The sequence below is a fragment of the Shewanella sp. ZOR0012 genome, from assembly GCF_000798835.1.
Lineage (GTDB): Bacteria > Pseudomonadota > Gammaproteobacteria > Enterobacterales > Shewanellaceae > Shewanella > Shewanella xiamenensis.
This window is the reverse complement of record NZ_JTLE01000094.1, coordinates 1,348,762-1,365,031: the sequence shown is the minus strand read 5'-3', so window position 1 is coordinate 1,365,031 and position 16,270 is coordinate 1,348,762. Positions and strand designations below refer to the sequence as shown.

Genomic DNA, 16,270 nt, shown 5'->3' with positions numbered 1-16,270 from the left:
GATCGAAATAAATTATTCGACCAGAATGGCCTCCAAGATCTTCACTAATAACAGGGATTCGTTCACGTTGTAGAAACTGTCTAACAAAATCAATATTCATCCCGCCAATATCATAGTGATTAAGGATATTGTCAGCACACAAAGATAAAACATTCGCGCCTCCAAATATTTTACTCTGCAAATATTGCCGCTGTGCTCCTAACTTTAGCATAGCATTAATTAAGATCTCCATGGCATGAACACCATAGTAACCTGCGCGAGAATCAAGAAAATGTGTAAGCTTGCGCCGATCAGCAGCCAATAAAAAGTGATTCATTCCAATGATCTGGGCCTTGGGATCAAATAAACATACTGCCACACATGAGCCCAATAATGTCTTTATGACTTCGTTTTTCGCCGTCACATAATGCTCACCAGGGCCAATCATGATTACTGTTCTTTGATTTAAGGCTGTCTTTTCCACATCAAATCCTTTGATATATAGAAGGTTTAATCTGCTTTAACCCATGTTTTACGTGCATTAAGGATTCGGTATGTGAAATAAACAAATAACCACCGACTTTCAACTGCTTTATTACATGGTTTATGACCCTTTGCTTAGACTCAGCATCAAAATAAATCATTACATTACGAATAAAGATTAAGTCGCACATTCCGACACTTTCACAGGATTGAGTCAGATTCATCGCAAAAAAGCTAACTTTACTCTTTAAGCTTTGGTCAATTAAAAATGTACCGTTTTGCTTACCCACCCCCTTTAAGCAATACTTCTGTAATCTCTCAAAGCCGATGGCGTCATTACGTTCAAGGGGATAATGTGCCATTTCAGCCTTCGCTAGCACCCGCTGGCTAATATCAGACCCCTGCACTTGCCAGTGACCATCAATCCCTAAATGATCCGCCAACAGCATGGCTAAGCTGTAAGCCTCCTCTCCAGATGAACAAGCTGCTGACCATACCTGCCAGCTTTTTTTTTGTGGATGTGTTTTTATTAGGTTTTTAACAAATTCAAAATGCTCTATTTCACGAAAAAAGAATGTTTCATTGGTCGTCAAAGCATCAATAAAATGATGATATTCAATATGTTCAGAGTGTTTTTTGACGAACTCAAAGTAATCTCCATAGTTTTCATAACCAGTTTCTTTTAGGCGTCGACATAATCGACTAGCCACCAATGATTTTTTAATGTCGCTCAAGAATATACCGGCCTCCTCATACAAAAATTGCCGGATATGTTCAAATTCCCTTTGCGTTAAGGCGGTATGTTCAAGCGGCAACGGTGAGGACTTCATAGTGCTTCATCAGTGGCATCAGCTGCATGAAAATTGAGTTGGCTAATTGCACTAATGTCGGCCACCGACAGCACATAATTGATATCAAGTAATATCATAAAATGTTCACCAACTCGCCCCATTGCGCGAATAAAGTCAACTCTGAGATCGGCACCAAAATCCGGTGGCGGCTGTGTATGTTCATCATCAATTTCAAGGATTTCATTTACTTCATCCACTAACATCCCAATAGTTTGCTGCTCATCCTCGTGACTGACTTCTACCAACACAATACAACTTTTTTTTGAGATGACCGTTGTTAGACGCCCTAGCCTTTTGGACAAATCAATAACAGGAACGACCTTACCTCGTAAATTAATAATACCGCACAAAAATTCTGGCATCATAGGCACCCGCGTAATGCCTTCAATTTCAATGATCTCTTTTACATCCAAAATACCAATTGCAAAGGTATCATTCCCTGACTGAAAGGTAAGATATTGGGTAATATCTCCCACTGAATTGGCCTTCATCTCATTCACTAATTGATTCATGATAGGCCCCTATCAGAATCGTTCGAAATCGGTACGTTCAACATGTTGCTTAGCTTTGGCTGTCTTACGCCCAGAAGCCGCCATTACTGTTGATTTACCTTGATGAGATCTTTCACTACTGATGGCAAGTTTAAAAAACTCTACTGCGTCAAGTAGTTGATTAGCCTGACCGTTTAACTCCTCTGATGTCGCGGCTAACTCTTCTGACGCAGATGCATTCTGCTGTGTGGCTTTATCAAGCTGTAACATAGAGTCATTAATCTGGCTGATCCCAATGGCTTGTTCCTCAGAGGAGGAACTAATTTCCTGAACCAAATCAGATGTTTTTTGGATATTAGGCACAATATTAGCGATCAAACGGCCAGCATTTTCAGCAATACCAACACTTTCGCTGGCTAGTTTATTAATTTCTTGTGCCGTTAAGCTGCTGTTTTCAGCTAATTTTCTAACTTCGGAGGCGACAACGGTAAAGCCTTTACCATGTTCACCAGCACGGGCCGCCTCAATGGCAGCATTGAGACTTAATAGATTAGTTTTATATGCAATGTCTTCTATTAGGCTAATTTTCGCCGCAATCTGTTTCATTGCGGCAACGGTTTGTTCTACCGCTATTCCACCTTGTCGTGCTTCTTCAGCGGCTACCGTTGCCATATTATTGGTAACCCTAGCATTTTCGGAGTTCTGCTGGACAGATGCATTTAACTCTTCAACGGCACTGGTCGTCTCTTCGACACTAGCAGCCTGCTCTGTTGCTCCTTGGCTTAGACTTTGAGCGGTACTACTGACCTGTGAAGAAGCACTAGACAAATTATCTGCACCACTTCGAACCTGAGCAATCACAGAAGTAAGGCTATCAATCATATCAATCATCGCCTTATAAACCCCCGTCGCATTTTCACGCTGTTTTAGTTCTACCGTTAAGTCTCCGTTAGCGATTGCGCGCGCAATCGTTTCCATATCACGAGGTTCTCCGCCCAACGGTTTTTTAATTAACTTCACTAAAAACCATGCCAAGAAAATGCCGATCAAAATAGCGGCGATAGATACACTAATAACAGTGGTAAGGGTCTGCTCATTCTGTGCTTTAACAATAGGACCAAGGGCATCTTGCCTTTTTTGGATGGTTAATTTGATATCTTCAGTTTGGCGCGCAACATCAGCACCGATACGGTCGAGTTGATTTTGCACAATATCGTTTCTTTCGCTAATAGTGCTATAAACTGACTTTAACGAAGACGCATAATTGTCAATGCTGCTGGTAAATTGTAATAATTTTGATTGTGCATCTAGATCTGTTGCCACAGTTTTTAAGGCAGAAAGACGCTCTCCCTTAGCTAAATCAATTGCCATCAGCGCCTGCTGTAAATCCGCATCTAAATTTGTTTCAAGGAATTTAGATGCCGCTAAACGAGCAGTCAATATCGATTCGAGCACAGAACCTGCTCGATAAGCAACATCAATCTGACCTTTATTATAGGATTGATGCATAGTGTCAGAAATCAGTTTTACAACTTCAGTTCCTTTAGGAACCAACACGTTGGTAACTTCATCATTGCGAGATTTAATCAATTTTACTACAGATTCAAAGTAATTATTGTAATCAACAATATCTTTGCGAATATCTGAAAGTTGTTGACTCAATTCAGGCTCGTTAATCTCCGTCATGGCTTTTTGAATGATGTCATTAAGAATAACATTACGTTCATTAAATACTTTATAAGCTGACTCGTTCTTCTGAAAGATATAGTCATAAGCCTGCATTTGAATTTTAAGCATATTAGCTTGGATGCGACCAGCCATATTAGAGTCGCGCGCCAACGAGCGGTAATCATTAAAACCGTTAATGGCTTTCGTTAGTCCAAAATAGGCGGCTAATGAAATCACGATCAATAGTAATAACACCAATGCATAACCACCAGAAATCTGCATGCTGAGCGTCAGTTTTTTAAACATAGTCAATATTCCTTTTCAACATAGGCTATTCATCTATCAGTGCTACATGATGATATTTTTTGGCGCTAATGCTTGCTTCAGTAATTAAACCCTGTACGTCAAGGATCAAGGCAATATCTCCCGTTCCTAAAATAGTGGCACCGCTTAATCCCTTGAGATGTTGAAACATTTTCCCTAAGGGCTTAATCACTGTTTGCTGTTCACCAAATAATTTATCGACAACTATCCCTGCTTTAGTTCGACCAAAACGAACAACAACAAGGCTTTCACGGGTATGGTTTTGATTTAAATTCGGTATATTAAAAAAACTTTTAAGTCGTATAAAAGGCATCAGTTCCCCACGCAAACTGATGTAATTCTTCTGTTGCTCATGCCATTCGCCCCGATTGAGCTCGACACATTCTTCTACCATATTCAGCGGTATCACGTAGTTTTCGTTGGCAGCACCTACCATAAAACCATCAATAATGGCAAGAGTTAATGGTAATGTGATCGTCACTTTTGTACCTTTACCCAGCTCGCTATCGAGTTCAACTGAGCCGCGTAACGCTTCAATATTGCGTTTAACAACGTCCATACCAACACCTCTTCCTGACAGATTACTTGCTTTATCTTTAGTACTGAGGCCTGGTTCAAAGGCTAATTTCAAAATTTCAGAATGGCTAAGCATCTGGTTTACATCAATTAACCCCAATGCTTCAGCCTTTCTTCGAATGCGCTCAGGGTCAAGTCCAGCACCATCGTCAGTGACTTCAATAACGATATGTCCAGAATCATGGTAGGCATTTAACATCAGATGTCCCTCAGCGGATTTACCGGCCTTGAGACGAGCCTCTGGAAGTTCAATACCGTGATCTAGGGCATTGCGAACGAGGTGGGTTAGAGGGTCATTAATCTTTTCAACAACGATTTTATCGAGTTCAGACTCTCCCCCTTGAATGGTTAACTCAATTTGTTTACCTAGTTCATTGCTGACATCGCGTACCACTCGCCGGAAACGTGAAAAGGTTTCGCCTATCTGCACCATACGCAGTTGTAAGGCATTTTCTCTAATTTCTTGAACTAGATGTTCTACCGATCCTACTAGGTCATTAGCATCGAGAAATTGGTAACGGTCGACCATCACCTTCATCGCGGCACTTGCCGTCACCAGCTCACCAACCAAATTAATTAACTGGCCAAGACGATTAGAATCAACGCGAATAGTTTGCGCCTGCTCTCGAGCTTGAATTTGTTTTTTAAGGGCTTGCTCAACCACAGGTTTATCGACAAGTAAGTTTGCAATTAGCACTTCGCCCAGTTTTTTAGTCGTGCAGTCTTCACTCTTACCAGACTGTAAATCGAGTGATTTAGAGAGTTCTCTTTCAGTGATGGCGCCGATCGATAGCAGAATTTCACCTAGTCGCTGATTTTCAGACGGATTCAGCTGTTCAATCAGAGCTTGAAATGATTCGGAGATTTTTTGTGAAGGTAGAATCTGTATATCGCAATCATCTTGGGCAAATTCAAATACCGACTCAATTTGTTCTTTTGTACAATCTCCAGCAAAAATAATACGATAGCGTAAAAAGCAACTTTCGAAGTCACATTCTTCGAATGGCGGCAACTTGTGGCTTAAACAAATAACTTCAAGCACTTGACCTAATTGATGCAAATAACGAATAAAGCTTAATGGATCTAATCCATTGCGTAGTGCATCGGCTTTAAAATCCAGTGATATAAGCCAATGGCCCGTATCAAGATAATGTCCTTCTATCCGTTCAGGGGTAATCGCCTCTGCGGCGAGAGTCTGAGGGTAACAAGGTTCAAGGTTTTCATGTTGCGCTAATTCGGCCAAAATTGACTGACTTTGAATGCAGAGTGTATTCAACTCTGCCTCATCCTCCTCTACCGCAGCATTGACCAACGCCCATGTATGATCTTTACACTTAAGGAGTAGTGCTATAAGCGCACTATCTATTTTCAATTCATTTTTGCGCAGCCTATCAATTGACGTTTCAATGGGATGAGTAAAATCAACGATGGCACGATAATTAAAAATACCCGCTGCACCTTTTATCGTGTGCATTGCTCTAAAAAGTTGATTTATTAATTCTGTACTTTCTGCGTCGACCTCTAATGACAATAATGCATCTTCCATTTCTGTCAGTAATTCTTCCGCTTCGGTCATAAATAACTTTTGTACGTCATTGGCGGTCATAGGCGAGTCTCCGAGGATATCACTATGGTATCGTCAAATGTGCCAGACAAACCCGAAAGTGCGAGGGCATCTATTACCGCTTTGCTGTGGTGACAAAATTCTACTCGATGTGCCTCATTCAATACTTTAAGCGCCAGAAGCCACTGAAGCCCTGCGGTATCGATCTCTGTCACTTGAGAAAGATCAACACTGATGTCTACACCCGGTTGCAAATGACCGACTAGTGCATCACGAAATTCCATAACACTATAGATAGTTAACTCTTCGGTTAAGTTAACCTTAATAGATTGATCTTTTAGCGCGATATTGATTGGCATACACAAATCCTTTTACGGTAAACAAAGTTTAGCTACCGCATCAAGCATTTGGGGTGGTTGAAAAGGCTTGACTACCCATGCCTTAGCTCCCGCCATGCGCCCTTCTTCCATTTTATCCCGACCCGCCTCGGTGGTGAGCATAATGACTGGAGTGAATTTATAACGCGGATGTTTTTTAACTTCTTTTAAAAAGCTAATGCCATCCATATTTGGCATATTAACGTCACTGATAATAAGATTAATTTTATCGCCATTGAGTTTACTCAGTGCATCTCTACCATCACAGGCATCAATGACCTCATAACCTGCGCCCCTAAGCGCAATACTGACGACATGTCGGATAGAGGCAGAGTCATCAACTACGAGTATTCTTTTCATCTCAGTGGCCATCCTTGTTTTATAAACGTGAACTAAAAGAAGTTAATAGAACTTTTCTCTACATGTTGATAATGGCTATCTTTTCTTGAACTATGGTGAATATGCTGTTCGGTCGCCACATACCTTTGCTTCATCATGGCAAGCAAGGAATCCACATCACCTTCAGGAATAGGTAAACCAGCTTCCCTCGCTTGCTGTTGAACACGGATTAGCTCTGTAAGTTCATCAATACTGGCGACAAGCTGTCTTAACATTTGGTCGCAGCGATCTTGAAATTGAAAATCCACTAATATTTTCTCAATTTCTCTTTTAACTTGCCGACCAAGCTCTAATGCTTGAATACCCTCATCTTTCATTTGCAAAGTACGATTTTCGAGGTGGTCAATTACACGGATGAGAATGGACTCACCACCTTCTAGCGCTTGGCTTTCCTGTAAAGTAGCTGCATCGGTCAGCTGGTATAGCTCCGCCATACGTTGATTTAATTCAGTGATCTGCTGAGTGATCCGTTCACCTGTCTGCCCTGATTGAGCTGACAAGGTTCTGACTTCATCAGCCACTACAGCAAAGCCGCGCCCCGATTCTCCGGCTCTAGCGGCTTCAATTGCCGCATTTAAGGCTAATAAATTGGTTTGTTGAGCAATTTTTCTAACTTCAGCTGCAAGTCCATCAAGTGCGTTGGTATCGTTAACTAATGCGGTTAACTGTTCTAAATGGTGCAGTTTGGCACTATTCATCTGGTTTAAGTCATTAAATAATGCTTTTAGCAGAGCTTTGTCGTCTTCTATACCTGGGGAGTGGAGTTGATCTGCGATCCCAGTTGAATTACTAGTGACTTTTTCGATTTCGCTGATAATTGAACTAAATCGCTCCGTCATATTGGCTACGCTTTGGTTCATTTGTTGGTCGACAGAGACGATATGTCCCTGCCAAACGGGTACTAAGCGGGAAATAATCGCCTCAAGTTTGGCGACTTGTTGGTCAACATGATGTCGTTTCTCTTTTTCATAGGCGAGTTGGCGAGATTGATAAAGATGAGTCGATTTGTGAATTTGTGCCCGAAGCACCCAAGCAAATCCCAAGTATGAGAGTAAACATAAGCCTGCAAGCCACCAATGGGAGAGCCAAACGAGCCCGAAGAAGACTATAGCTCCAACAATAAAGGTCAAGGTGGTGGTAGAAAAAAGATTGCGCTCCATGCTTGTCATTTTTACTGTCTCTTTTATTTCTATTATGTTGTTACGGAAGAAACTTTTCCCTACAAATAAACGTAGTCGCTTTTTTCGTATTACGCCAAAACTCTGAGTACTTCTTGAACAAGATCACACAAAAGGCTGATTTAATTAAATAAGCCTCTAATTATCTCAATAAATTTAACATTGGGGATGAAATGACGTTCGGATTAAGAACATCGTAAGTAGTTGATGGCTATCGGTCTGCTAAGTGGTATTATTTTTTAAACAGTTTTTAAGCTCAAACAAACCACAGCATCGAGACTATAAAATTTTCTATGAATGCGCCATTTTTCAAAAACACAGTTCAACTCTCTAAAATTCATTGATTTTATAGCCGAATGCTAGATAAAGATCTTAAGGAAAATGAGTCATGGGCGTAAATTTTTCTGCATAAATAACCCTTTCTTGCAAGTAAGCCGTTTATAGGTACCGTAGAATGGTTGTTCCATTATCCTAGCAACCTATTTTTGAGTCTTAAGGAGAAATGTATGAAATTAACTCAATTGCGTCATCTTGCGGTAGTACCACTGGCCTTTACGTTACTTTCTTTTAATGCCAGTGCTGTCAGTCCGCCTCATCCAACAGGACTTAATGCCCCAATGATTAATGTTTCTCGTATGAACACCAATAATTATGCTCCAGGGGAAGCCGTTAAAATGTTCCCAGCCCCCAAGAAAGGCATGGTTCAACATATTTTGACATTACCTAAGCTTGAGAATGAAGCAGACTACATGGTCGAGATCCAAATAGGCCAAACTCAACTTGTTGATTGCAATAAACATGGACTCAATGGCCAGCTTAAAGAGCTCACCGTTGAAGGTTGGGGTTATAACTACTATCAGGTCGATGAAATATCAGAAGGCCCAAGCACTATGATGGCCTGTTTTGAATTAGCCAAAAAAGAAGCATTTCTAAGGATCCCAAGTGAATTAACACTGCGTTATGACAGTCGTCTACCAAAGGTGTTTTATCTACCCGAGGGTGCAGAACTGCGCTTTAGAACGTGGAAGGCTGATTCAGCGTATCAATATTCAAAGTAATCATGTGAAAAAATCAAAAAGAAGGGATATCTATTGCAGATATCCCTTTTCATTTTGAGTCTTAACATTGAGTCGTGCTAATTGACGTTTTCTAACACAACCCAGACCGCTTTACCTAAGGTTGCGAGCATCACAGCGCAAAATATGGCGATGACCGCAGTATAGGAAAGCCAACGAAGATAGCGTTGACCTTTATCCATGGTATTGTGTTATGTCAATTAACCGATCTGTGTGAGCCCGCCCATGTATGGACGCAGCGCCTCAGGGATAGTCACGCTACCATCAGCATTTTGATAGTTTTCCAAAATCGCAACTAAGGTACGACCTACCGCAAGACCAGAGCCATTTAAGGTATGTAATAATGCGGGTTTGTTATCAGCCTTAACACGGTAACGCGCTTGCATACGGCGCGCTTGGAAATCCTTCATATTTGAGCATGAAGAGATCTCACGGTAAGTGTTTTGTCCAGGTAACCACACTTCAATATCGTAGGTCTTGCTTGAGCCAAAGCCCATATCACCGGTACAAAGCACCACAGTACGATATGGTAAGCCTAAGCGTTGTAAAACCGTTTCCGCATGGCCAGTCAACACTTCGAGTGCAGCCATTGAATCTTCTGGCTTAACTAGCTGTACTAATTCCACTTTATCAAACTGATGTTGACGAATTAAGCCACGGGTATCTTTACCGTAAGACCCTGCTTCACTACGGAAACACGCGGTATGTGCGGTTAATTTAATGGGTAACTCATCTTCATCAACGATGGTATCACGCACTAAGTTGGTTAATGGCACTTCTGCGGTTGGAATAAGGCTTAAGCCTTGGCCTTCTTCGGTCGCAGGTTTTGTGTGAAATAAATCCTCACCAAACTTAGGTAATTGGCCTGTACCCAATAAGCTTGCTTCGTTAACCAGTAATGGCACGTAGGCTTCGGTATAACCATGCTCAGTGGTGTGTAGATCTAACATGAACTGCCCTAATGCACGATTTAAACGGGCAATTTGGCCTTTCATCACGATAAAGCGCGAGCCAGTGATTTTCACTGCGCTCTTAAAATCTAAACCGTTTAGGCCTTCACCTAAATCGATATGATCTTTAACAGGGAAATCGAAGCTGCGTGGCGTGCCCCAACGACGGATTTCGACGTTTTCAGTCTCGTCAGCACCGATAGGCGCAGACTCGTCTGGCAGGTTTGGCATCGACATAGCAATCGCGTTCACTTCTTCAAGTACCGCGGCCAGCTCGACTTTCTTCGCATCTAATTGCGCACCTAAATCGCCTACCTGCGCCATGATGGCATCCACATCTTCGCCGCGGGATTTAGCTTGTCCGATGGACTTGGAAATAGCATTACGCGAGGCTTGCAGCTCTTCCGTTGCCACTTGCAGTGACTTACGTTTTTCTTCTAATTGGGTGAGATGAGCGACATCTAAAATAAAACCACGGGTAGCTAATCGCTCAGCGGTCACTGCTAATTCGTTGCGCAAAAATTTAGGATCTAACATGTGATATATTCTTAATAGTTAAATGCGAGAAAAAACCAGTTGTTGACCTAAGTAAACCATAAACAAACATAGACTTAGGTTCAACACCACATTCAAAGCTGCCTTCAACCAATCTCCTTCTTGCATCAGCAATAAAGTTTCGTTTGAGAAGGTTGAAAACGTTGTCAAAGCACCTAACAGGCCAACACCAATGAGTGCTTTGAGTTCTGGGCTGATATGACTCAATTGTCCCAGTGCGTAAATGACGCCCATTAAAAATGAACCAAGGACATTGACCAACAGTGTACCAAAAGGAAAACTGCTGCCAAATACTTGGATCATGAATATTGAAATAAGATAGCGAAAAACCGCACCAATGGAACCACCTAAGGCCACAAGTATGAGATTATTCATACCTTTTTCTCCCACTGGCTTGATCTAATTGCGCTAATTGCGCCAATTTGTCCTTAATCCGCTTCTCAAATCCGCGTTCAGTCGGGAAATAAAATTGCGATGCTTGTATGGATTCGGGGAAATAATTCTCACCGCTGGCATAGGCATTGGGTTCATCGTGGGCATAACGATACTCGGCGCCAAAACCCATTTCCGCCATGAGTTTTGTGGGTGCATTACGTAAATGATAAGGCACGGCCTCTTGGCCCGTTTCGCGCGCCAGCGCCCTCGCCGCTTTAAAGGCTGTATACACGGCATTACTTTTAGGCGCACAGGCTAAATACACAATCGCTTGGGCAATCGCCCGCTCACCTTCGGCAGGACCCACGCGGTGAAAACAATCCCAGGCATTGAGCGCAATGGTCATGGCAGCAGGATCTGCGTTGCCCACATCTTCTGAGGCTATGGCTAATAAGCGTCTGGCGACATATAGCGGATCGCCGCCGCCTTCTAAAATGCGGCAAAACCAATAGAGCGCGGCATCCGGCGCCGAGCCGCGAATCGATTTATGTACAGCCGAAATCAAATCGTAAAACTGATCGCCATTTTTATCGAACCCCGCCACTTGATGACCGGCGACTTGTACCAGCATTTCAGTGGTAAAACTGCCACCATCGGCCACCATATCGCTCATCAATTCAAGCAGGTTTAGCGCCTTGCGCGCATCACCGTCACAGAGCTGTGCCAGCTTATTGAGCACATCCGTTGGCATAATTAACTGACGCTGCCCCAAGCCGCGTTCGGTGTCCGTTAAGGCTTGGGTGATAATATGCACTATCTCGTCTTGGCTTAAGCGCTTGATAAGATAGACTCGTGCCCGCGACAGTAAGGCATTATTGATTTCAAATGAAGGGTTTTCCGTGGTCGCCCCAATAAAAATCACAGTGCCATCTTCAATAAAGGGCAAAAAGGCGTCCTGTTGACTCTTATTAAAGCGATGCACTTCATCAACAAATAACAAGGTACGTTGGCCACGGGATTGAGCAATCGCTTGCGCTTGCTCAATGGCGGCGCGAATATCTTTTACACCCGACGTGACCGCCGAAATACGTTCGACATGGGCATTGGAGTAATGGGCGATAAGTTCGGCAAGGGTCGTTTTACCAGTACCCGGCGGTCCCCATAACATCATCGAATGGGCGCGGCCCGCTTCTAATGCTTGGCGTAGTGGTTGGCCCTCACCTAACAAATGGGCTTGACCTATGTACTCAGCTATCGTCCTTGGGCGCATACGCGCGGCCAAAGGACGAAAATCGGGCGCAAAATTAAACGATAAACTACTCACTCGCTAACCTATTGGGGTTTAACACGTTGGTCATCAACATCAACATCAACGTTATCAGGCAACACAAACTTAAACAGCGCTTTATCCGCAGAACTAATAGTGTGTTGGTTGCTTAAGTCAAACTGGCTCAGATTGCCTTTATCATCGAGTACATTAAATTTATTCAGTGTGCCTTTGTTAAAACACACATTAACCGCAGAAATACCAGCGTCCATCGACTTAGGTTTGATTTCATAACAGTCTTGCTTCTTGGTCACGCTATATTGCGACCAAGTGGCATCATCGCGGTGAACTAATAAAGCGATAGGCGATGCATTAATAGCTTCAGCAAAATCCATAATCACAACTTCCTCGGCAAAGGGGTTGTAGATCCATAAGTCTTTACCGTCGGCGACAATTTTAGACTCATCGGGCGCCGTTAAATGCCAATAAAACTGATTAGGGTGAGCAAGTGCAAATACGCCAGCACCGCTTTGGATAACTTTTTTATTCACATCGGTAACGGTTTGCTTAAAATCCGCCTTAAGGGACTCCGTGCCGTTTAAGGTTTCGCGTAATTGCTTAGCATCATCGGCCAACACTGCATTGCTGTATAACAATGGTGATAACAACACAGCACACAACAGTTTTTTCATAGGTATCCTTTGGACTAAAAGTTCAACTCGCCGCATTATGGCAAGTTCAAACTGATATCTAGCTTAACATTAATAGTGTTTTGGGGCCGGAGGTGCTAACACTTCGCGGTTACCGTTATGGCCCTGCGCCGACACCACGCCCTGCATTTCCATTTGTTCGATAATACGTGCTGCACGGTTATAACCAATCTTAAATTTACGCTGCACGCTCGAAATCGAACCTCGGCGAGTTTCGGTCACGAAGGCAACGGCTTCATCATAAAGCGGATCGTATTCTTCATCGGATTCGGCGGTTTCACCCGGCAATAGCACTTGTTCACCCTCACTGACGCCGTTGAGGATCTCATCAATGTATTGTGGCTTACCACGGGCGCACCAATCGGCTACCACACGGTGAACTTCATGGTCATCGATAAAGGCACCATGGACACGATTTGGCACTGCGGTTCCGGGCGGTAAGTACAACATGTCACCCATACCGAGTAAGGTTTCGGCACCTTGCTGATCTAAAATGGTACGGGAGTCGATACGGGAAGACACTTGGAACGCCATCCGCGTCGGAATGTTAGCCTTGATTAAGCCGGTGATCACATCCACCGACGGACGCTGGGTCGCGAGGATTAAATGGATACCCGCAGCACGGGCTTTTTGGGCGATACGGGCGATCAGTTCTTCCACTTTCTTACCGACAATCATCATCATGTCGGCAAATTCATCGACAACCACCACAATTGATGGCAGTTTATCTAAGGCTGGTGCCTCTGGCTCCATGCTGTCAGACGATTTCCACATAGGATCATAAATCACTTCACCATTGGCTTTAGCTTCAGCGATTTTCGCGTTATATCCCTTGATGTTACGAACGCCCATCATAGACATTAGCTTGTAGCGGCGCTCCATCTCACCCACACACCAACGCAGCGCGTTGGCCGCTTCTTTCATGTCGGTAACGACTTCACAGAGTAAATGCGGGATCCCCTCATAAACCGAGAGCTCAAGCATTTTCGGGTCAATCATGATAAAGCGAACATCTTCAGGACCAGACTTATACAGCAAGCTGGTGATCATCACGTTCACCCCGACTGATTTACCCGAGCCTGTCGTACCAGCAACCAATAAGTGCGGCATTTTACCTAAGTCAACCACCACAGGCTCACCGGAGATATCTTGGCCAAGCACCATAGTTAAATTCGATTTGCTCTGAGTAAAGGCTTCACAGTCGAGTACATCACGCATATACACTGTTTCGCGAAACTTGTTTGGCAGTTCGAGGCCAACGTAAGATTTCCCTGGGATCACTTCAACGACTCGGACACGCTCTGCCAGCAGTGAACGGGCTAAGTCATTTGCAAGGTTTGAAATCTTAGAGGCTTTAATACCTGGCGCAAGTTCAAGCTCAAAACGAGTGATCACCGGACCTGGATAGACCCCCACAACAGTGGCAACAATATTAAAGTCGGCAAGCTTAGCTTCAACCAAACGTGCCACATGTTCTAACTCTTCGGGACTAATCGGGTTCTTCTTGCGATCAGGCACATCGAGCAAACTGATGCTCGGCAGCGGATCCATAGGCTTAGTCGGCACAGGTTTATCTTCTTGGCCGGGTAATACGACAATGCCATCGACAATCTTAGCCTTAGGGGCCTGCTTTTGACGCTGCGCTTGAGTTACTGCACCCGTAGATGCTTTGGTATCAAAATCGATCACATCGTCATCATTGAACGTTAAGATGTCATCGTCTTCATCAATGATAGCTTCGCGATGCAATACTGGTTCATCCTCATCGTCGTCGAAAACCTGAGCATTGAAACCGTTATCGGTTTCATCTTCGTCCAAATCAGCATCTTGCGCTTTAGCTACCCAAGGTGGCGCTTCAAAATGACCGTATTCAGCGACCGCGCTAACAGGATCAAGTTGCGGCTCAACGCGTTGCTGGCCTTTAGGTTCAGCTTTTGCTTTATTGTTGTTTAAACTTAAAATTTTAACCAAAGAAGATAACTTACCTTTACCACTACTGGCTTCAGTGATGAATTCTTCACGGGGCTCTTCTGGTAACGCCCGTGTATGGATCACGCGGCTTTGTGTTGTATCTGGTTGACGTATTTTTGCTTTATCAAGCACATGTTGCGAATCACGACGCTCGCGGAATTTATCCACAACAGACATAAAACCGCGAGTATCTTCCGTTTCTCGCTCACGCTTTAACGACTGAGGTAAACGTTTGAGTTGTTTGTAGCACCAGATTGAGACAAAGCCGACCTTTTCAACCACAGTCAGCCAACTGATCCCTGTTAATAGCGTAAAACCCGAGCCTAAACAGCACAATAGCAATAAGGTTGTGCCTAACTTATTAAAATATGGCAGCATCGCTTGACCAATGACATCACCAGCTACACCGCCTGCGGAAAACTCATAGATATTATTGGCGTTCATGCTGGCTAATGCCGAAAAACCAAGAATAAGTAGCAGAAAACCAATGATCCGCAATGCGACCGAAAAGTAGTCGATTTCCAACAAATCATGGGCGCGCTTAAAAAGCAGCCAACCAGTAGAGGCGACAATAATTGGCATGATATAGGCTGTCACGCCAAAAAAATACAGCAGGATATCGGCGATCCAAGCACCAACAGCCCCTGTCCAGTTATTGATATCACCTTGAAAATGAGACTGACTCCAACCCGGATCTGAGGGACTGAAACTGGCTAAAGCGAGCAAAATATAAGTGGCTACAACACAGCAAATGATGAGTCCGCCTTCGAGCAGACGCTGCAAGCCTGAGAGCGTGCGTACACTATTTCCTTGAGACAAACGACTTAATCCATAAAATTGAAACAGGTGGGCTAACGATACCAGAATCCCATTAAATGTGGAGCATCTTAGGCTGTTTTTCTCCTAAGAATTACTGCTATAAGATAAAAAAACACTCTTGGCTCATAAAAGCTAGGACTTTGACCATTAACTGATTATTCCGCAATCAATTTAGGCTACATTGTTGAAGACAAATGCCAGATAAAAATATGCCCCTAAGCTGGCTAACTTAAGGGCAAAAGCAAGGTTATAAGTGTGGTTTTAAAAGGCTTACACTGGAATAAATAAGGGGCCTAGGCCCCTTATTGTAACCGTTTCAGGGTATTAAATATCGCAGAGCAGCTGGTTTATCGCAACACGACTAGTATGTTTAACTTCTTCCATCACCACGTAGGTACGGGTATCAGAAACAGAAGGTAATTTCAGTAAAGTTTCGCCCAATAAGCGGCGATAAGCCGACATATCAGAAACACGTGTTTTTAATAAGTAGTCAAAGTCACCAGAAACGAGATGACATTCTTGAATATCATCCAACAGTTGCACAGCGCGATTAAACTTATCAAATACTTCGGGAGTATCACGGCTTAATGTGATTTCCACGAATACCAGTAGGGATGCACCCAAGAAATGAGGATTCACCAAAGCAGTATAGCCATT

The 16,270-nt window shown here is 43.3% G+C and carries 14 protein-coding genes and 1 pseudogene; 1 reads left to right on the top strand and 14 read right to left on the bottom strand.

All coding sequences use genetic code 11. From position 1 onward, the window contains the following. The 8 genes and pseudogenes from L976_RS22295 to L976_RS23865 form a co-directional block, all read right to left on the bottom strand. Nucleotides 1-463 (bottom strand): chemotaxis protein CheD (locus L976_RS22295; RefSeq protein WP_052184061.1); only part of this gene is annotated, 463 nt, incomplete at its 3' end. Between the two features lies 1 nt (nt 464). Beyond that, nucleotides 465-1,292 (bottom strand): CheR family methyltransferase, encoded by an 828-nt coding sequence (locus L976_RS07720; RefSeq protein WP_081990907.1) that lies wholly within the window; start codon nt 1,290-1,292, stop codon nt 465-467. Then, nucleotides 1,289-1,825, bottom strand: coding sequence for a chemotaxis protein CheW (locus tag L976_RS07715; RefSeq protein ID WP_037429777.1), 537 nt, complete (start codon nt 1,823-1,825; stop codon nt 1,289-1,291). The genes L976_RS07720 and L976_RS07715 overlap by 4 nt, the downstream gene beginning before the upstream one ends. Nucleotides 1,826-1,837: 12 nt before the next feature. Beyond that, nucleotides 1,838-3,778 (bottom strand): methyl-accepting chemotaxis protein, encoded by a 1,941-nt coding sequence (locus L976_RS07710; RefSeq protein ID WP_047535701.1) that lies wholly within the window; start codon nt 3,776-3,778, stop codon nt 1,838-1,840. Between the two features lie 25 nt (nt 3,779-3,803). Then, a complete protein-coding gene (locus L976_RS07705; RefSeq protein ID WP_037429779.1) occupies nt 3,804-5,978 on the bottom strand; it encodes a chemotaxis protein CheA in 2,175 nt (724 codons plus the stop codon). Continuing rightward, nucleotides 5,975-6,295, bottom strand: a complete 321-nt coding sequence (locus tag L976_RS07700) for an STAS domain-containing protein (RefSeq protein WP_052183980.1) — start codon at nt 6,293-6,295, stop codon at nt 5,975-5,977. The genes L976_RS07705 and L976_RS07700 overlap by 4 nt, the downstream gene beginning before the upstream one ends. Nucleotides 6,296-6,307: 12 nt before the next feature. Then, nucleotides 6,308-6,673 carry a response regulator gene (locus tag L976_RS07695; protein ID WP_047535698.1) on the bottom strand — a complete coding sequence of 122 codons (366 nt, stop codon included), beginning with the start codon at nt 6,671-6,673 and terminating at the stop codon, nt 6,308-6,310. A 32-nt stretch (nt 6,674-6,705) separates the two neighbouring features. Beyond that, nucleotides 6,706-7,317: pseudogene (locus L976_RS23865) on the bottom strand (methyl-accepting chemotaxis protein); the annotation flags it as partial. 1,079 nt (nt 7,318-8,396) lie between these two features. Between L976_RS23865 and eco the strand changes: the two are divergent. After that, nucleotides 8,397-8,948, top strand: a complete 552-nt coding sequence (eco, locus tag L976_RS07685) for a serine protease inhibitor ecotin (protein ID WP_047535695.1) — start codon at nt 8,397-8,399, stop codon at nt 8,946-8,948. A gap of 218 nt (nt 8,949-9,166) precedes the next feature. Here the strand turns inward: eco and serS are convergent, their stop codons facing one another. The 6 genes from serS to L976_RS07650 form a co-directional block, all read right to left on the bottom strand. Further along, complete coding sequence (gene serS / locus L976_RS07675) at nt 9,167-10,453, bottom strand: serine--tRNA ligase (RefSeq protein ID WP_037418445.1); 1,287 nt, start codon at nt 10,451-10,453, stop codon at nt 9,167-9,169. 18 nt (nt 10,454-10,471) lie between these two features. Then, nucleotides 10,472-10,846, bottom strand: coding sequence for a fluoride efflux transporter CrcB (gene crcB / locus L976_RS07670; protein WP_037418443.1), 375 nt, complete (start codon nt 10,844-10,846; stop codon nt 10,472-10,474). After that, nucleotides 10,839-12,170: a replication-associated recombination protein A gene (locus tag L976_RS07665; protein ID WP_047535692.1), complete on the bottom strand. Its 1,332-nt coding sequence runs from the start codon at nt 12,168-12,170 to the stop codon at nt 10,839-10,841. Before L976_RS07665 ends, crcB begins: the two co-directional genes overlap by 8 nt. Before the next feature lie 8 nt (nt 12,171-12,178). Beyond that, nucleotides 12,179-12,805 (bottom strand): outer membrane lipoprotein chaperone LolA, encoded by a 627-nt coding sequence (gene lolA, locus L976_RS07660; protein WP_047535689.1) that lies wholly within the window; start codon nt 12,803-12,805, stop codon nt 12,179-12,181. Between the two features lie 69 nt (nt 12,806-12,874). Beyond that, nucleotides 12,875-15,613 carry a DNA translocase FtsK gene (locus L976_RS07655; protein ID WP_047535687.1) on the bottom strand — a complete coding sequence of 913 codons (2,739 nt, stop codon included), beginning with the start codon at nt 15,611-15,613 and terminating at the stop codon, nt 12,875-12,877. A gap of 324 nt (nt 15,614-15,937) precedes the next feature. After that, a partial coding sequence (locus tag L976_RS07650; protein ID WP_047540263.1) for an Lrp/AsnC ligand binding domain-containing protein occupies nt 15,938-16,270 on the bottom strand: 333 nt, incomplete at its 5' end.